The sequence below is a fragment of the Desulfitobacterium sp. genome, from assembly GCF_982384815.1.
The window spans coordinates 1-18568 of the sequence record NZ_CEVWNY010000056.1 but is presented as its reverse complement, the minus strand read 5'-3'; the positions used below and the strand labels follow the sequence as shown (position 1 = coordinate 18568).

Here is an 18568-nt window from a genome sequence, read left to right as displayed (position 1 = left end):
TGCTTAATGTGGACAAAGACAACAAGATCATCCCTGGTGCCGCAGAGGATTGGAAGACCAGTGAAGATGGCCTGACCTGGACCTTCTATCTCCGTGAAGGACTTAAATGGTCTGACGGATCCCCCCTGACTGCCAAGGACTTTGTCTACAGCTGGAAGCGGGTGGCAGATCCTGCTACAGCTGCTCCATACGGTGAAACCATGTTGGGAATGGTAAAAGGCTTTGATAAAGCTGCCGCCGGTGACCCCGATGCGCTGGCCGTTTCAGCACCTGATGACAAAACTTTCGTGGTTGAACTGGCAAATCCCTGCGCATACTTCGATAAGCTGGCCGCTTTCGCGGCACTGAGCCCTGTACAACAGGCTACCATTGAAAAGAACGGTGATGCCTGGGCAACCAAACCCGAAAGCTATATCGGCAATGGCCCCTTCAAAATCTCTGAATGGGTGCCCAGCTCCTATATCCTTTTCACAAAAAATCCTAATTACCGCGATCCTGATTCTATCAAACTTGATTCCATCAAGCTGCTGCTGATCGAGGATTCTAATGCTGCCTATGCGGCCTATAAGACCGGCGAGGCTATGATGATCAAGGATGTGCCGACTGCTGAGATTCCCTCGCTGCGTGACAATAAAGAGTTCCACATCGACCCCCTTCTCGGCACCTATTATCTTGACTTAAACAATAAATTACCCCAATTTTCGGATCCTCGCGTCCGCAAAGCTCTTAGCTTGGCCATCGACCGCAAATATGTGGCTGAAACCCTGATGCAAGGCACATATACTGCCGCACCCAATTTCATCGGCACCGGCGTAGCCGACTGGGACGGCAGCAGCTTCATGGAGAATGCTAACGGCGGCAAGCCATATATTGATGTTAATGATTACCAAGGCAATCTGGCTAAAGCAAAGCAACTTATGGCTGAGGCAGGTTATCCCGATGGTAAGGGTTTCCCGGTTATCACTTATTCCATTAACGATTCCGGTTATCACAAAGTGGTTGCCCAATACCTGCAACAAGCCTGGAAGGAACTGGGTGTCACTCTTAACGTGGAAGTAGTCGAGTGGGCCAGCTTCACTCCTCAGCGCCGCGCCGGTGATTATCAAAGTGCCCGTGATGGTTGGTTGTTTGACTACAATGACGCTTCCAATATGCTTGACCTACTGTATAGCACCAATGGCAACAACAATGCTAAGTATAAGAGCGCTGAGTATGATGCGCTGATGAATAAAGCTGCTGCAGAAGTCGATCCCAAGACACGCTCCGGTTACTTGCATCAGGCTGAAGATCTCTTAATGGCTGATGCAGCTGTTGTACCAGTTGCTTACTACAACGAGTTCTATCTGCAAAGCCCCAAAATCACTGGTTCCTGGCACTCTCCTTACGGCTACTGGTACTTCCAGTATGCTGACATTGTGGAGTAAAGACCTCTGATTTAAAGTTGGTTTTCTCGAGCAGGGCCGCCGAATTTCGGCGGCCCTTCGTTAAGGTTTAAGCGTAGTTCATCGCTATACTATAAAGAGCTTAAAAACTCTTAGATCTGAAGTATACTAATGGTGGCAGTATTTTAGGGATTAATACTAAAATAATGGACAGCCTCTTACCGAAGACTAATATGGAGGATGGGATCAAAGTATGGGAAAACTGATTATTATCGAGGGCGGGGATGGCAGTGGCAAGGCTACTCAGACCAACAAGCTTTGGCAACGACTAACTAGTGAGGGGTCTAAAGTCCAAAAAGTAGAGTTTCCTAATTATTTAAGCCCTTCTTCATCATTAGTTAAGATGTATTTAGGCGGAGAGTTTGGTACAGACCCGAATGCGGTTAATCCCTATGCTGCCTCCACTTTTTATGCTGTAGATCGTTATGCATCTTTTAAAACCCTGTGGGGGGATTTTTATTCTCAAGGGGGACTAGTTCTTTCCGACCGCTACACCACCTCGAATATGATTCATCAAGCCGTTAAGATCAAAGATAATGGCGAATGGGTGAATTATCTTGAATGGCTAAAGGATTTTGAATATCGTTTAATGGGTTTACCTCAACCGGATCTGGTTGTTTATCTCAATATGCCCCTAGGCTTTAGCCTCGATTTTATTGCCAATCGGGAGGATAAATCATCGGTATCCAAGCAGGATATTCACGAAAAGGATTTAGCTTATCTCCAAGAATCCTATGAAAATGCCCAAAAAGTGCGGATTCATGAGAATTGGACTAATATTGATTGTGTTATAGATGGAAGACTAAAATCCATCCAGGAAATACATGAGGAAATATACCAGGTAGTTCAAAAGCTTCTGGGAGGAAGTTGATTATTTTATATTAAGTAAATTTCAAATGCAAATTTAGGAATTTTTTGATTTCTTAATTTGGCTTGACAAAGACAAGCTATTTTAGTAAAGTAATAAAGCGGTTGTATTTATGCGCTCGTAGCTCAGGGGATAGAGTGACGGTTTCCGAGGCCGGAGGTCGCAGGTTCAAATCCTGCCGGGCGCACCAGAAGAATGTCAGGCACTGCAAGGGATTGCAGTGTTTTTTGTTTTTCTTGAGTAGCTTAAACCAATTGATCCTTTATCATCTATCCAGAGGCGTTGGATATAACAATCAGGGCAGAAATTAACACTCCTTTATGTGTCGCAGGTTCAAATCCTGCCGGGCATACCAGAGGATTACTTACCAACGACGTCCTGCGGATAAAACCGCAGGACATCAAGCTTTCTCAGGGCTTTTTGCACTGATTTTGGCCGTAGAAATTGGTGCGCATTTTGAAGATATCATTATGGCTGTTTTATCTTATGAGTGTATTTGAACTCGCACATCCGAGCGTCCGATTGAGAATAGACGATCGTACCATCTACCTGTAAGCATATAAACTGAAAATGATAGTGTCGCCACTTTTGAAAGCCACCGTGCTGGACGAGGATTTCAAACCAACGCTGTCTTTTTCCATTGTATAATGGTAATGTATGTGCTAAATTATACATATAAATTATATTTGCACAAAATTCAATGCGATGTAAATATCAGCGTTTTTTATTATTGAAAGAAAAGATTTGACAGAAGATGCATGATTTTCAGGCCCAAGTGAGGTGCGGATATGGCTAATTTCACACAGAAAGCTATCATTCAAGCATTTCGTGAGATGCTTGAAGATACTTCTTTCGATAAAATCACTGTTACGAGTATTATTGCGAAGTGCGGAATCAGTTCGAATACATTCTATTACCATTTCAGAGATATCTATGATTTGCTTGACACGTGGCTGCAGGAAGAAAAGGAACAGTTCGTCAATAATTCCTCACAGAAAGAAACCTGGCAGGATATTGTGAAAGCAATATTAAACTACGTGAAGGAAAATCAGACAATTGTTGAGAATGTTTTGAATTCATTATCCAGAGACCGGCTGGAACGGTACATATTTGAATCCACAGACGAAGGTATTTATAAAATCGTTTGCCGGGAAGCGGCTGGACGGCGGGTCCCTGAAGAATGGCTCAGGGACATCGCAGACTTTTACCGGTATGCACTCCTGGGCTTCTTCCTGAAGTATATCTGGAACCGCATGAGCTTTGATATTGATAAATCTGTAGACAGGCTCAGCGTGTTATTCAAAGGATTTATCCGTCAGGCAATTGAAGAATGCCCAGATAGACAGTAATCGTATGCGGCACATAATAGCAGTTTAGTAGAAATCGGGAGATTTATACTAAATTTATAGAATTTAAGCAGTTTCTCCTAAATTGGGAGAAACTGCTTTTTTTCACAGTGGTATAGTAATCAATCAATTGTTAAGATACTGTCAAAAGGCCATAGAGGCAAATGAGGAGGACAAAACCATGAATGTCTCGGACAAAATGAAAGATTTTGCAATGAAGCAGCTTTTCGGCTATTTGGACAAGGACCCGGACAAGAATATACCCAAGGTTTTGGACTGGTTTGAAAAGTACGACAAGGATAATGGTGTGACGGATCAGATTCGCGGAATCAAAAAAGCCATCAGCGATCCCAATAACAATTGGTCAAAGCTGGTCAAAAGCATTTGGACAGACGTTGATGACGGACAGCGCAGAGCTTTGGTCGAGAGTGTGGGAGTCAAAGGTACGATGATCGGTACGCCTCTTTCCACCAAGCTTCAGGATAAATATCAATGCAATATTCCATGGGCTATTCTGATGGACCCTACCTCCGCCTGTAATCTGCACTGCACCGGCTGTTGGGCGGCCGAATACGGGAACAAGCTGAATCTGACCTTCGAACAGCTGGACGATATCATCGGCCAGGGCAAGGAGCTCGGCACGTATGTCTATATATACTCCGGCGGCGAACCACTCGTTCGCAAGGCGGATATCATCAGGCTGTGCGAAAAACACAGCGACTGCGCTTTTCTTGCCTTTACAAACGGCACCCTGATAGATGACACCTTTGCCGATGAAATGCTGCGCGTTAAAAATTTTGTACCTGCAATCAGCATTGAAGGTTTTGAAGAGGCCACCGATGACCGCCGTGGCCATGGCACCTACAGTAAAGTCATGGAAGCCATGAAACGTCTGAAGGAGAGAAAGCTGCTGTTTGGCGTTTCCTGCTGCTATACCAGTAAAAATACGGAGGTAATAGGCAGCGAGGAATATTTTGATTTCATGATCGAAATGGGCGTGAAATTTGCCTGGTTCTTTACTTATATGCCTATCGGCGCGGACGCGGTTCCCGAACTGTTGGCATCTGCCGAGCAGCGGAAGTTTATGTATGAGCAAATACAAAAATTCCGCAAGACAAAGCCGATTTTCACCATGGACTTCTGGAACGACGGCGACGCAGTAGGCGGCTGCATCGCGGGCGGGCGCGGGTATATGCATATCAACGCAAACGGCGATGTCGAGCCCTGCGCTTTTGTCCACTACTCGGATTCCAATATCAAGGAAAAGACGCTGCTCGATGCGTATCGTTCGCCTCTGTTCATGGAATACAGAGTGAGACAGCCGTTTAATGAAAACATGCTCCGTCCCTGTCCTGTGCTGGATAATTCCGGCCAGCTGACGGGGATCGTCGAGGTGTCCGGCGCACATTCCACGGATATGATGAAACCGGAAGATGCCTGTGATTACTGCAATAAATGCATACACGCAGCCGAAAACTGGGCTCCGGTCGCCGCTCAGATCTGGGACTCCCTGCCGAACAAGAGGGGCGTCATCCTTACAGGCAAAATGAGCAAAAAATCATGAGGGGGCATCTGTCTTGAAAACTTTTTTTACCTCTGAATCGGTTACGTGCGGGCATCCCGACAAAATCTGCGATCAAATCGCGGACAGGATTCTGGACAACCTGCTGAATCAGGATCCAGATTCCAGGGTAGCTTGTGAAGTTACTTGCGCAATGAACCAAGTACATATTTTTGGTGAAGTTACATCTGAGGCAAAAGTCGACTATCAATCCGTTGCGCGGCAAGTAATAGAAGAAATCGGATACACATATCCGAGACGCGGCTTTGATGCTGTGAACTGTGAAATCCGGGTCGACCTGCATGAACAGTCTCCCGATATTGCCCGGGGGATCAGACGCCGGACTGAAAGCGAGCTGCTTAACAGCGGTGCGGGAGATCAGGGAATGATGTTCGGATATGCCTGCCGGGAAACAGACTGCCTTATGCCGATGCCCATTGAACTGGCTCACGCGCTTGCCAAACGTCTGGAACAGGTTCGCAGAAACAGTGAACTTCCTTATTTGCTCCCAGATGGGAAAACACAGGTTACGGTTGAATACGAAGACGGCGAACCAAGACGTATCGCGGATATCATCATATCCAGTCAGCACAGCGAGGACATAAACATCAAAACGCTGCGTTCCGATATTATCAGTCATGTGATCTATCCGACGCTTCCGTCCGGAATGGTGGACAAGAACACACAGTTCTTCATCAATCCCACAGGCCGGTTTGTAATCGGCGGACCGGCAGGGGATTCCGGGTTGACCGGCAGAAAACTGATCGTGGATACCTACGGCGGATATGCAAGACATGGCGGCGGCTCTTTTTCCGGAAAGGACGCCACAAAGGTAGACCGGAGCGGAGCATATATGGCACGATATATCGCAAAAAATATTGTCGCGGCAGAATTGGCAGACAGATGCGAAGTGCAACTAAGCTATGCAATCGGCCTGTCGGAGCCTATTGCTCTGTGGCTTGATACGTTAGGCACTGAAAAAGTTAAAAGAAACGAGTTGTATAACGCGGTATTGAACTCAGTTGATTTGCGTCCGTTTGCAATTATAAAAAAGTTCGGGCTGACAGCGCCTATCTTCTCCAAGGTATCCTGTTACGGGCATTTTGGGAGCAATGCCAGTACGATGCCATGGGAGCGAACAGACCTTCATATATCATTTTAACCATAAAAACATATCGGAGCCGTACCGTGCTGTCACCAGTATCGGTACGGCTTTTCCAATTTTGCCTAAACCGCCAGACATTCTCGCACATCCGAACGGGCGTATCCGGTTCCATAGACAATTACTGTGTTTATAAGCGAAAATAACATTCCGTATTCCTATATGCAGGAACGCGGGATTCCGCTGATTTTCTATAGCTGATATACTTATTTTAGAAACATCGGCTCAGATGTGTCGTTTTTTGCCTTAAAGCCTTGATTTAAGCCCAAAACAGGGTGCATCTATTTTGTACTAATGACACATAAGAATGTCAGGCACTGCAAGGGATTGCAGTGTTTTTTGTTTTTTCAGCTGAAAGTTGTCAAACCTCTAACCGAAAGGGTATAATCGGAAGAGGGTTTCTTTAAGCTGAGATAGATGAAATAGGTTTACTCTGATCGCAACTATACCGAATTTTTGATGGAATATTTAAGCATAGGAAGCGTTAGCCGTGAAAGAATACTATGTCAAAAAATATATAAAATGCTTCATGATAGGACGGGATGCTGATGAGCTTTAGAGAAAACTTTCTTCGGGTACCATGGGTCCATCTTAAACGGATTGCCGCTATTATCCTAGGAGCCTTTATCGTGGCCGCTAGCATAAATGCGATGATTATACCCAATAAAATTGCCGATGGAGGAGTAACAGGTATTGCTATTATTACCCATTACCTGTTTAATTTCCCTGTAAGTAAAATGGTGCTTATCATAAATATTCCACTGTTTATTTTGGGCTGGAAAATGGTGGGGAGGATCTTCCTAGTCTACAGTATTATCGGCGTAGGAGCATTTTCCTTGGCTTTAAGCCTGACCACCACAATTCCTACTCCTACCGGTGATCCTTTATTGGCTTGTATATTTGCCGGTGTTATCAGTGGTATCGGTATGGGGATCATCTTTCGTAGCCGGGGTTCTTTGGGCGGAACGGATATTCTTGCTGTTTATTTCAGCCGAACTACTCCCTTTAGTGTAGGGCAAATCCTTATGGTGATTGATGCGCTGGTGTTTATCGCCGCGGCAATTGTTTTAGGACCGGAAAGAGCTATGTACGCCATGATCTACATGTTTATTGCTACTAAGGTCATTGATATGGTTCAAGAAGGACTCAACCCATCTAAAAGCGTCCTTGTGGTCACCGGAGATCCGCAAGGGGTTGCTCAAGATATCATGGAGATACTGGGACGGGGAGTAACGCTTTTTAAAGCAATGGGTGCTTATTCAAAAGAAGAAAAAGAAGTAGTATACTGTGTAATCAATCGTACGGAAATGTCGCAAATTAAAGAGATCATTCGTAACCGTGACCCCAAGGCGTTCCTGTCCATCTCCGATGTTCCGGAAGTGGTAGGAGAAGGTTTTTCTTCCTGGAAAGGACATTGAATTAAGTTTTGAGAATTGCGAGGGGAAAATATTGAGGAGAAGGAGATCTTCATTAGCAAGCCAAAAGAGAAAACGGGCCGGAAGGATTATCCTTGGCGTAATTCTTTTGATCGGCATCTCGGTTGTAAGTGTTCCGTATTTCCTACATATCAAAGATTATCGCAGCGCAATCGAACGCTATGATTTTCAAAGTCTAGCCGAAGAATTGGCTTGGATAGAGGCTAACGCCGGCATATTAAAAAAACTCCCCCTTATTCAAGAGGGGGAGATATGGTTAAAACTTAATACCGGAAAGTACGATGATTTAGAGAAAGAGTTGGTTCAAGCCAAAAAAGACAAAGGACGGTTCAGGTTATTTCAGCTTTATTTGCTTAAAGATAACCTTCCTGAGGCAGCAAAGGTAATAGTGTCTTTAGAGTCCCAAGCACTGAAAAAATGTGCGGAGGGTTTGCTTCTAGCCCATCAGGGAGAACATCAAAAAGCTGTGGATACACTTTTCGCGGTTAATGCTTCCGACCTTAGCCGGGAGGAACGAGTGTTAATGAATACTATTTTGGCAAGAAGCCTAATGGCTATAGGCGATACGGAGAAATCCCAGCAGACTTGGCTGATGGCCTCACAGTTATCACCTCAGCACCCCTTAGTAGTTAAATCGGAATTTGATCTGGCTCTTGCCGCCGGACAATGGGGGAGGGCTAAAGAACTCAGTCAACACCTTGAGGGCAAGGGCGTCATAAATGATGAAGAGTTAATGGTAAAAAAAGCATTGTTAGCCTTGGTGGTTGGTGATCGTGAAAGTTATCAGAATTCCTTAACGGCTTTAGAGGGAACCGCTAATGGTGAAGCCTGCCGACAATATCTATTAGGAATAGAAGTATACGAGCGTGGCGAATTCCAGAAGGCAGCAGGATATTGGCAAGGTGCCTTGGATTTAGGATTGCCCGGATTTGTTAAAGAAGATGCGTCAATAGCCTTAGCTCAGGCAAAAGAGCGGGTTAGTGCGGAGCCGGCATTGGCTAAAGCAAGGGGTGGCAATTAATTTTGTCCTTGGTTTTGACCGGTGGATGGTGAAGGTCCGCTTTCTAAGGGAGCGAGATTGCTTTCCGGGGGCCAGGTTTTGGCGGCATTTTTTAGAAGCTGACCTACCGGAACTAATTCATAGTTTTTAGCTTTCAAGCGGTCAATTACGATTGGAAGTGCCTTAATGGTGTCAGGCGCCGAATCGGAAGCGTGAAAGAGAATTATATCCCCGGGCCCGGCACCGTGGCCTTTAGGAATTCCGTTAATAACATTATTAACGACGGCTTCCGGTCCCGGTCTCTTCCAGTCCAAAGAATCGACACTCCACTGGATGACTTGGTAGCCGAGTCTTTGGGAGACGCTGATGAGTTTATTATCATAGGCACCATTGGGAGGCCTGAGCAAAGAGATTTTTTGTCCGGTCATTTGTTCAAGCACTTCGTGAGCAGTTTTGATTTCCCGTTCGATTTCGCCGGGGCTGAGAGTGTTTAAGTCTACATGACGATTTCCGTGAGAAGCTATTTCATGACCTTCGGCAACCATTCGCTTTACTAACTCTTCATGTTTGGAAGCCCAGGGGCTGGACAAGAAGAAGGTGGCTTTTATTCCTTTTTCCTTTAAGGTATCTAAGATCGGTTCAGCGGTTTTTTCTCCCCAACTGATGTCGAAGGTGATGCCAATCTCATTAGTAGTGACCTCAGCGGAATATATGGGTTTTAGCTTACTCGAAAAAACAGTGGCCACATTTTCGCGATATGCCAATACCACAAATAAAAGAATTGCCCATAGGATCACGTTCCGAAAAGATGGCCTTTTGAATACAATAAATCGCATGAATATCCCTCCTCCCTAAAAGTTATTCAGGGGAGGAGCCGAACATGTGAATTAAGGCTGTACAAATTCATAAGAATAAGAAAAGCACCGCTAGGGTGCTTTATGTTTTAAAATAAGGTTATTGACTAAAACGAGTTCCGAATATGAATTTAAGGAGGTCGTATCCAAATAATAGTTTAAGAAAGAAATGGAGGACTAAGATACTGGTGACAAAATAAACTGCAACCCGAATAATCACAAAAGCGATGGAGAAAAACCAGCCAAAAACATGGCTAAGGATAATTGCTGAAAAATAAAGGGCAATAATTAAAAGAATGATCTTTAAGACAATTAGCCAGTTAGACGATGGTGCCGGGCGGTATGCGTTCATTCTAACACCTCCTATGGCTCCAGATTAACATATTTCGACCTTTCTGTCTAGATTGCATATTATTTCGTCCAGGGGCTTGTTTTCGCGCCAAAATGCCCTTCTACGCATATGATGAATATGATACGGAGGGGATGCAGATGAAAGATTACAGCTTGGAAATCTGGCGAACCCTAATGGAAAAAGGTACTGCTAAGATGGGGCAGGCAGATTATATACGGGCCGAGGACTACTTTAAGCGGGCAGTGAAGATTGCCCATAAATTGGAGGTTCCCCTTGTTAAGGCATTTTCGCTGCGGCTCTTAGCAACTGTTCAGGTTAAACTAGGAAAAAACGAGGTCGCAGAGAAAGAGTTTCGGGAGGCTTTGCAAATTTGTGAGGCGGTATCTAACTACAAAGGAATGTCGGAAGCCTTGGCAGGCTTAGCCAGTGTAGCAGTCGAAAAGAACAACTTGGAGAATGCTATTTCTTGGTACACGCGGGCGATCGAATTATATCCTCCCCAGTCACCACCTCTGCGTCTAGCCATGCTGTATAGCGACTTGGGGCAGGTATACTCGGTCTCTGAACGCTGGGCGGAGGCTCAGATTACCTATAAAAAGGCAATGGAGCTATGTCATCGATATAACTACTCAAAAGGAGAAGGGGAACTATGTGTTTTAATGGGCGAGGTGTATTATCGGCAAGGAGATAAAAATAATGCCTTGTTGAGCCTCCAACATTCCTGCCGGGTTTTTGCCCTGATCAAGGAAGAGGTTTCTTTAATCAGTGCACTTCAATACTATGCTTTTATGAAATTTGAACAGCATAACCTTGAGGAGGCTCATGCTACGCTACAAAGGGCAGTAGTATTACAGATGAGGAATAACCTTTGGGAAGAGGCCGGTGAATCGACTTACTTCATGTCCAAGATTCTTCAAGGCCTGGGTTCTCTTGATGAAACCCAGTATTATCTCGAGTTGTCGATCCAATACTGTCAGGACCAAGAAAGCAGTTTAGCTTTGCGCTTGCAGAGCTTAGGGAAATTGATGGTCGTTAAAGAAGAGTATGGTCAAGCTAAAAAGCACTTTTTACAAGCTGCGGCAATTTTTGAGCAGTTAGGGGATGATCTGCGTTTAGGTGACTGCTATGAATATCTAGCCTTTCTTTTGGAATCCCTTGGCGAAGAAGAAGAGGGGGAATATTATCGTACGGAATCCAAGCGTATGATAACCGGTTATCATGCACATTCTCTTAATGCCGTGCAGCGGCTGGCGGAGTATTACGAGCGCAAACGTCAATATCTTGATGCCCTGCAATGTTATTGGCAGTCAATCGAAATCGCCCGTGATATCGGCTATGGGACCATTGAATTAGAGCGGGCTGTGCAAAGAGTATCTCGTAAGGTTCGTCAAAAGAAAAACTGAATTTTGCGAAGAATACTAGGAAATTTTCCAGTTTTCGGTTAGAATAAAGGTATGTTCCGACATAAGTGGATTGGTGGTGGAGCCTTGAGAGATGACGATATGTTGCTTTTAGAGTGCTTGGAAGATATTAACTATGAAATTGAACAATCACTTAAAAAGATTTATAAGGTACGTTCCGTACATGTCCCGTATTTTGAGGATTGGGCGGAACAAGTACGAAACCATCGCCGAATCTTTGAGGAGATATCTTTGGCCGCCCGTTTGATTATCGAGCATTTAATGCATTGCCGCCATAAATCAGGTCAAGTGGCTCTGGAAACAGGGCAGATCAGTCTGTCCTTTTCCAGTATTGGCAGCATTAAAGTAGAACAATTCGGAATGATTAGATTTAAATGCGGCGAGTTGGAAACCTCCTGGCGAGATAGTAGTTATACTTATTATTTCTATCCAGATAAGGTTGAGCTAAGGGCCAGCGACGAGAAATCAGCGATAAAAATTCTTTTTACTTATCCCTTCACCCAGCAAATAGTAAAAGAATTTCCTGAGCTCATGCAGTGCCCGAATGTGGCTTATATTCATCCTCAGTTAGAACAATGGTTAAAGTAGGTGTAATTATGAAAAGATTAGAGCAAGGTTTGGTTCAAATTTATACCGGCAATAGCAAGGGAAAAACAACCGCCGCACTTGGACTAACTCTAAGAGCTGTTGGACATGGGTTTCAGGTCTATATCATTCAATTTATGAAAGGCCGTCAGGACTATGGAGAATTGCGGGGGCTTCAGCGTCTGGAGCCGGAATGCCGAATTGAGCAATTCGGCACAGCCGGCTGGGTCTTTAAGGGTCAAGCCAAGGAAGAAGATTATCTGGAAGCACGAAAAGGCTTAGACCGTGCCAAGGAGATTATTGCTTCAGGGACATGGGATTTAGTTATTCTAGACGAAATCATTAATGCAATCTGGTTTGAGCTAATACCGGAGGAAGATGTCCTTAATCTTTTGGAGTTTAAACCGGAACATGTAGAAGTGATCATGACGGGGCGTAACGCTTCCCCCCGTTTAATGGAAAAGGCTCAGCTTGTAACTGAGATGGCTCCCCTTAAGCATCCTTTTGAACTGGGGATCCAAGCCCGTCAAGGAATAGAGTTTTAAAAGCATATTTACGGGAAAGCAATATTTGTGAATGTTTTTGGATTGTGGGGATATTTATGAATTTTATGAATATTCCCCTTTTTAGCACTAGATTTCTCAAAGTAAGTATGTTAGAATAAGAGCAAGATATTACTTTCACAAAATTACGGGGGTGAAATGTCGTGTATCTAGCAAAGTATGAATTCACCAAGACGGGTAGCCCGGATCGTGTATCTTGTTTCAAACAAGGAGATAGAGTTATCACATATAACTCAAAAATGGGAACCGTAGTCCGTTTAGACAAGGATGAACAAGGTGAATATTTAGTTGTCCGGCTGGATATTCTTTCAGGGGAATATGCTTATGATGCTTGTGACTTGAAAAAACTGCAATAAATTTAGTCTCACTGAGGTTTGTAAAAAATAAAAAACTACGCTTGGGGCCTGCTTGCCTCAAGCGTTTTTCTTTACTGTAAGCATGTATTCACCAGGATTAACAAAAGAAATGTCTCTTATTTTTATTCAGGGCATATATTTGAATTAGGCCTTGGAAGGTAAAGTCAAGGAAAAGGAGGACTACGATGGAAGTAGTGCAATGGCTTAAAAACTATCGGGATAAAGAAGCTACCTTAGTATGGAATGGGACTTTTGCAGAATATCTGCAAAAGGTTATTGAAAATCCAAAGTTAGCTATGCATGCCCATGCCCGTATCTATGAGATGATTCGTAAAGCCGGCATTAGGGAAGAAGATAATAATAAAGCCTATCTATTCTTTAATAAAGAGCTGTTTGGAATGGAGAAAACTTTGGAGCGACTGGTAGAGGAATACTTCCATTCTGCCGCCAAACGTTTGGATGTGAGGAAAAGAATCCTCCTCTTAATGGGTCCGGTCAGTGGTGGAAAATCTACAATTGTCACCATGCTCAAAAAGGGTCTGGAAGAGTATACTCGAACTGATGAAGGGGCTGTATATGCCATTGACGGTTGCCCAATGCATGAAGATCCTCTTCATCTACTTCCAAATGTTTTGCGAGAGGAATTTGAGCAAAAGTATGGAATACGCATCGAAGGTAACCTCTGTCCAGTGTGTCGGTTAAGAGTAGAGGAGGAATTCCAGGGAAGAGTAGAGGAAGTTCCCGTAAAAAGAATTATCTTTTCCGAAGAACAACGGGTGGGAATTGGAACCTTTACCCCTTCGGACCCTAAATCACAGGATATTGCTGATTTAACGGGTAGTATCGATTTTTCGACAATAACTGAATACGGCTCAGAATCAGACCCTCGGGCCTATCGCTTCGATGGCGAGCTAAACAAGGCCAATCGGGGTCTCATGGAATTTCAAGAGATGCTCAAAAGTGATGAAAAATTTCTGTGGAACCTTCTGAGCCTTTCCCAAGAAGGTAATTTTAAAGCAGGGCGTTTTGCTTTAATCTCTGCTGATGAGTTGATCATCGCCCACACGAACGAGAATGAGTATAAATCTTTCGTGGCTAATAAAAAGAATGAGGCTCTCCAATCCAGAATCATCGTAATTCCTGTGCCTTATAATCTTAGGGTTGACTCAGAAGTCAAGATCTATGAGAAGCTCATCCAGCAAAGTGATCTGCAGGGGGTTCATTTGGCTCCTCACAGTCTCTGGACCGCCTCAGTCTTTAGTATTATCTCCCGTCTTAAACCCTCCAAAAAACAGGGAATGGATCCGGTCAAGAAAATGCGTCTTTATGCCGGAGAAGATGTCGAAGGCTTTAATCAAAAGGATATCAAAGACATTATGACCGAGGGGGAAGAACAAGGGGAAGGGATGAGCGGTGTTGACCCTCGCTATGTTATCAATCGAATTTCCACAGCTTTAATACGTGATCATAAATCCTGCATCAATGCCTTGGATATTCTGCGAGCCCTCAAGGAAGGCTTATCCCAGCATACCTCAATAACCAAGGAAGAGAGGGAAAACCTTGTCAATCTAATTGCGGTTGCCCGTAAAGAATACGATGAGGTAGCCAAAAAAGAGGTTCAAAAAGCCTTTGTTTATGCCTATGAAGAATCTGCCAAATCCTTGCTCAATAACTATCTGGATAATGTGGAAGCTTATTGCAACTCCAGCAAGCTTTATGATCCGATTACCGGGGAGGAGTTAGAACCGGATGAGCAGCTGATGCGCAGTATTGAGGAACAGATTGGAGTTTCGGAGAATGCAAAAAAGGCCTTCCGTGAAGAGATTTTGATCAGAATCTCGATTTATGCACGTAAAAACAAGAGCTTCCAATATACTTCCCATGAACGGTTAAGAGAGGCTATTGAAAAGAAATTATTCGCTGATCTTAAGGATATTATCAAAGTTACTACCTCAGTGACCCATCCGGATCAAGAGCAATTGCGCCGTATCAATGAGGTAACGGATCGTTTGATCCTTCTGCATGGTTATTGTCCGATCTGTGCTAACGAAATAGTTAAATATGTCGGCTCTCTTCTCAATCGCTAGGGAGGGCGCAGCATGAACGATGATATTATTGTCGGTCGCGAGGATTGGAGTCTCCATCGTAAAGGATATTTGGATCAAACCCGTCATAAGGAGAAGGTCCAAGAGGCCATCAAACAGCAATTAGGGGATTTAATCGTTGACGAGGGTATTATTCTCAGTGACGGGAAAAAAAGCCTGAAAATACCCATGCGTTCCTTGGAGGAATTCCGCTTTCGCTTTGACTACAATAAACGGAATCATACCGGTCAAGGAAACAAAAAGATGAAAAGCGGTGATATTCTGGCTCGGGAAAGCACCCGTAAGCAAGGGGCGGGCAACGGCCCGGGAGCAGGGGAAGAGCCTGGAGTTGATATATACGAAGCGGAAGTGACCTATGATGATTTAGCCTCCATCCTTTTTGAAGAGCTGCGGCTCCCTAACCTGGATGATAAAAAACGCCCGCTGATTGCCCATGATAAGCCTGAATTTAAGGATATTCGCAAAAAAGGCCTTATGGCTAATATCGATAAAAAACGTACTTTACTCGAAAGCATTAAACGCCAAGCTCTAAGAAGCAATACTGAGAAGCTGCAGATAACTCCTGAAGATTTGCGGTATAAAACTTGGGAAACTCACCCCAATTATGAGACCAACGCAGTCATACTGGCGATGATGGATACTTCGGGGTCCATGGGCCAATTTGAAAAGTATATTTCAAGAACCTTCTTCTTTTGGATGGTTCGTTTCCTGAGGGAAAAATATGAAAATGTGGAAATGCGGTTTTTAGCTCATCATACCGAAGCCAAAGAAGTATCGGAAGTAGAGTTCTTTACGCGGGGGGAAAGTGGCGGCACCCGTTGCTCCTCCGTTTACCAACTGGCGCTGGAAATCATTGAAAAGGACTATCCTCCGGAACACTATAATATTTATCCTGTCCACTTTACCGATGGAGATAATATTGGTTCAGACAATACCCGATCCCTAAATCTAATGCAAAAGCTCGTAGATGTAAGCCAAATAGTCGGTTATGGGGAAATTCTGAGAACCCATTATTCCAGCACCTTAATGTCGACTCTTAAGCGTATTACCGACCCCAACCTCCGCTTGGTGACGATACGGGATCGTCAAGAGGTCTATGAGGCTTTGAAAACAGTATTTTCGTAACCGAGGAGCCCCTCTGGGGTAGCAAGAAAACTAAAAGGAGGGGTTGTCCATGGATTATGAGGTTGCCGAACTAAATTATCATGGGAAAGAGATAGCGAAAGCAGCTAGGTCTTTAGGACTAAATTTTTACCCGGTGCATTTTGAAGTCTGTCCGGCGGAGGCTATCTATTCTTTTGGGGCTTATGGAATGCCGGTACGTTTTACTCATTGGAGTTTTGGCAAGGCATTTTACCGCATGAAGATGCAATATGATCTTAATCTGACGCGAATCTATGAACTTGTGATCAATTCCGATCCGGCTTATGCCTTCCTTTTAGAGGGAAATAGCCTGATCCAAAATAAGTTGGTCATTGGGCATGTTTATGCTCATGTAGACTTCTTTAAAAATAACCGTTACTTTCAACGAACGCCTCGGGATATGGTAGTGAGGATGGAGGCCCATGCTCAGCGGATTCGCGAGTACGAATTGCAATACGGCCGCGAAAAAGTGGAAAAAACCCTTGATGCAGTTCTGGCCATCCAAGAACATGTGGATTTTCGCGCTCATCTGGGACAAAAAATTAAGGATAATAAGGATGGACCGCAAACACCCGGAGGGGAAAAGAAAAAGACTATCCCTCTAAATACTCAGTATGCCGACCTTTGGGAATCTGAACCCCAAGAGGATAATGAGGATAAGACGCCGGAAGAAGATCTATTATTATTTCTCGTAACGAATTCACCAACCCTTGTAGATTGGCAGCGAGATATAATCAGCATGATCAGAGAGGAATCGCTCTACTTTTATCCACAAATAGAAACTAAAATAATTAACGAAGGCTGGGCAACTTTCTGGCACTCAAGAATAATGCGGGAATTAGACCTAACCGACGCAGAAGCCCTGGATTTTGCAGTGATGCATAGTCAAGTGGTACAGCCCTCACGATTGCAGCTTAATCCTTACTATCTTGGGGTAAAGATTTGGGAACATCTTGCTAAGGAACATGATGATGAAACCTTGTTGGAAATTCGGGAAATGGAGAATGATATTTCCTTTGTGCGTAATTACTTGAACCAAGAACTGATTGAAGAGCTTAATCTTTTTAACTATCGGAAGGTAGGTGCTCATTGGCAAGTAACAGATACGGCATGGGAAAAAGTCAGAGATAACCTGGTAAAACAACTGGTCAATGGAGGTCATCCCCGTATACTGATTATGGAAAAAGATTACGAAGGTAAAGGCGGTCTTTATTTAAGTCATGTCCATGAAGGGGTTGACTTGGATCTTGTTTATTTAGAAAAAACTCTGCAATTATTGCAGAGTTTGTGGGGAAAGGGAACCTTCTTAGAAACCATTATCGATGGAAAAAAAGTACTGTTTGAATGCCATAACCATGGTGTCTCCCGAAAAAGCATCGCGAAAGCCAGAGAATAAAAGAGGTATAAGAAAAAGAGGAAAGCTAAGTTTGCTTTCCTTCTTTTTTACAAAGGGGACAAAGGCCAAAGAACCTTAACCAATGCTCCTCGATTTGAAAACCGCTATCCAGCTCCAGCTTATGGGCGACATTGGAGATGGGGCATTCCCCCATCCATTCTTCGGTACGGCCACATTGGGAGCAAATCAATTGATGGGAATGTTGATGCTTTTCATCCTTGTTCTCCAAGCGGAATTTTTCACCGCCGGCGCCGAATTCTTCGGCTTTTAACAACCCTAGGGTTTTAAGCAAATCCAAAACCCGGTAGATGGAGGCAACGCCAATCCGAGTATTTTCCTGTTCAAGTAAGTAGTGAATATCATAGGCACCGAGAAATGCCGGATTGGTAGTTAAAATACGAATAACCTGTTTGCGGGCGGAAGTAAGACGATATCCTCTCTCTTGAATGAGTTGGATGATTTCGTCATAGTCCATTAATCTCATCCTTTCTCAGGAAGCTTTTACTTTACCCATGCCGCGGTGAAGAGTCCGTTTCGGTGAGAAGCAGAAGCTTACCAAAAAAATAACTGCTGCCGTAAGCGCGATACTGGCGCCGGAGGCAATATTTAAGTAATAAGAGAAATAAAGCCCGAGGGTGGCACTGATTAAGCCGAAAAGAACGGCGAGAACTACCAATCTCTTTAGAGAATGCGTCCATTGCAAAGCGGCAGCGGGGGGAATTGTTAAAAGTGCCGTCACGAGAATAATTCCTACGGTTTGAGAGGCAACTACGACAGTTACAGCAATCATTGCCAACATGGCATAATGCAAACGGGTACGGGGCAATCCCGCTACTTCTGCCATTTCCGGGTCAAAAGCATAGTAAACAAATTCTTTATAGAAGAGGGATAGGATTAGTAGAATCAGAATAGTAGAAGAGACGATAATAAGGAGATCAAAATTACCGATAGAGAGTACAGAGCCAAAGAGGTAGCCGG

Annotated in this window: 18 protein-coding genes and 1 tRNA gene; 15 read left to right on the top strand and 4 right to left on the bottom strand. The window is 44.1% G+C overall.

All coding sequences use genetic code 11. The features are described 5' to 3' along the window. From AC1U9U_RS09815 to AC1U9U_RS09775, 9 genes are all read left to right on the top strand, one after another. On the top strand, positions 1–1424 hold a 1424-nt coding region (locus tag AC1U9U_RS09815; RefSeq protein WP_479960385.1), incomplete at its 5' end, for a peptide ABC transporter substrate-binding protein. 211 nt (positions 1425–1635) lie between these two features. Further along, positions 1636–2313, top strand: a complete 678-nt coding sequence (locus AC1U9U_RS09810) for a dTMP kinase (protein ID WP_479960384.1) — start codon at positions 1636–1638, stop codon at positions 2311–2313. Between the two features lie 111 nt (positions 2314–2424). Next, a tRNA-Arg gene (locus AC1U9U_RS09805) sits at positions 2425–2500 on the top strand. 130 nt (positions 2501–2630) lie between these two features. Continuing rightward, the gene (locus AC1U9U_RS09800; RefSeq protein WP_479960383.1) at positions 2631–2810 is read left to right on the top strand and encodes a hypothetical protein; all 180 of its coding nucleotides are present in this window, start codon (positions 2631–2633) and stop codon (positions 2808–2810) included. Between the two features lie 288 nt (positions 2811–3098). After that, entirely contained in the window at positions 3099–3659 is a 561-nt protein-coding gene (locus AC1U9U_RS09795) for a TetR/AcrR family transcriptional regulator C-terminal domain-containing protein (RefSeq protein WP_479960382.1), read from the top strand. Positions 3660–3837: 178 nt separating this feature from the next. Then, positions 3838–5220, top strand: a complete 1383-nt coding sequence (locus tag AC1U9U_RS09790) for a radical SAM/SPASM domain-containing protein (RefSeq protein ID WP_479960381.1) — start codon at positions 3838–3840, stop codon at positions 5218–5220. Positions 5221–5233: 13 nt separating this feature from the next. Beyond that, positions 5234–6379 carry a methionine adenosyltransferase gene (gene metK / locus AC1U9U_RS09785; protein WP_479960380.1) on the top strand — a complete coding sequence of 382 codons (1146 nt, stop codon included), beginning with the start codon at positions 5234–5236 and terminating at the stop codon, positions 6377–6379. Between the two features lie 548 nt (positions 6380–6927). Then, positions 6928–7797 carry a YitT family protein gene (locus AC1U9U_RS09780; RefSeq protein ID WP_479960379.1) on the top strand — a complete coding sequence of 290 codons (870 nt, stop codon included), beginning with the start codon at positions 6928–6930 and terminating at the stop codon, positions 7795–7797. 31 nt (positions 7798–7828) lie between these two features. Then, entirely contained in the window at positions 7829–8836 is a 1008-nt protein-coding gene (locus tag AC1U9U_RS09775) for a tetratricopeptide repeat protein (protein ID WP_479960378.1), read from the top strand. On the opposite strand, the gene AC1U9U_RS09770 is transcribed toward AC1U9U_RS09775, so the two are convergent. Next, complete coding sequence (locus tag AC1U9U_RS09770) at positions 8833–9651, bottom strand: polysaccharide deacetylase family protein (RefSeq protein WP_479960377.1); 819 nt, start codon at positions 9649–9651, stop codon at positions 8833–8835. The genes AC1U9U_RS09775 and AC1U9U_RS09770 overlap by 4 nt on opposite strands. Positions 9652–9769: 118 nt before the next feature. After that, a complete protein-coding gene (locus tag AC1U9U_RS09765; RefSeq protein ID WP_479960376.1) occupies positions 9770–10021 on the bottom strand; it encodes a hypothetical protein in 252 nt (83 codons plus the stop codon). Positions 10022–10158: 137 nt separating this feature from the next. Here AC1U9U_RS09765 and AC1U9U_RS09760 point away from each other — a divergent pair, with 137 nt between their 5' ends. The 6 genes from AC1U9U_RS09760 (at position 10159) to AC1U9U_RS09735 (ending at position 17590) form a co-directional block, all read left to right on the top strand. Further along, positions 10159–11424 (top strand): tetratricopeptide repeat protein, encoded by a 1266-nt coding sequence (locus AC1U9U_RS09760; protein WP_479960375.1) that lies wholly within the window; start codon positions 10159–10161, stop codon positions 11422–11424. A gap of 84 nt (positions 11425–11508) precedes the next feature. Then, positions 11509–12030: a hypothetical protein gene (locus AC1U9U_RS09755; protein ID WP_479960374.1), complete on the top strand. Its 522-nt coding sequence runs from the start codon at positions 11509–11511 to the stop codon at positions 12028–12030. 8 nt (positions 12031–12038) lie between these two features. Then, complete coding sequence (gene cobO / locus AC1U9U_RS09750) at positions 12039–12572, top strand: cob(I)yrinic acid a,c-diamide adenosyltransferase (RefSeq protein ID WP_479960373.1); 534 nt, start codon at positions 12039–12041, stop codon at positions 12570–12572. A 559-nt stretch (positions 12573–13131) separates the two neighbouring features. Further along, positions 13132–15033 (top strand): PrkA family serine protein kinase, encoded by a 1902-nt coding sequence (locus AC1U9U_RS09745; protein ID WP_479960372.1) that lies wholly within the window; start codon positions 13132–13134, stop codon positions 15031–15033. A 12-nt stretch (positions 15034–15045) separates the two neighbouring features. Beyond that, a complete protein-coding gene (gene yhbH, locus AC1U9U_RS09740) occupies positions 15046–16176 on the top strand; it encodes a sporulation protein YhbH (RefSeq protein ID WP_479960371.1) in 1131 nt (376 codons plus the stop codon). Positions 16177–16225: 49 nt separating this feature from the next. Then, a complete protein-coding gene (locus AC1U9U_RS09735) occupies positions 16226–17590 on the top strand; it encodes a SpoVR family protein (protein WP_479960370.1) in 1365 nt (454 codons plus the stop codon). A 25-nt stretch (positions 17591–17615) separates the two neighbouring features. Here AC1U9U_RS09735 and AC1U9U_RS09730 read toward each other — a convergent pair whose 3' ends face one another. Then, a complete protein-coding gene (locus AC1U9U_RS09730) occupies positions 17616–18065 on the bottom strand; it encodes a Fur family transcriptional regulator (RefSeq protein WP_479960369.1) in 450 nt (149 codons plus the stop codon). 15 nt (positions 18066–18080) lie between these two features. Beyond that, positions 18081–18568 (bottom strand): metal ABC transporter permease (locus AC1U9U_RS09725; RefSeq protein WP_479960368.1); only part of this gene is annotated, 488 nt, incomplete at its 5' end.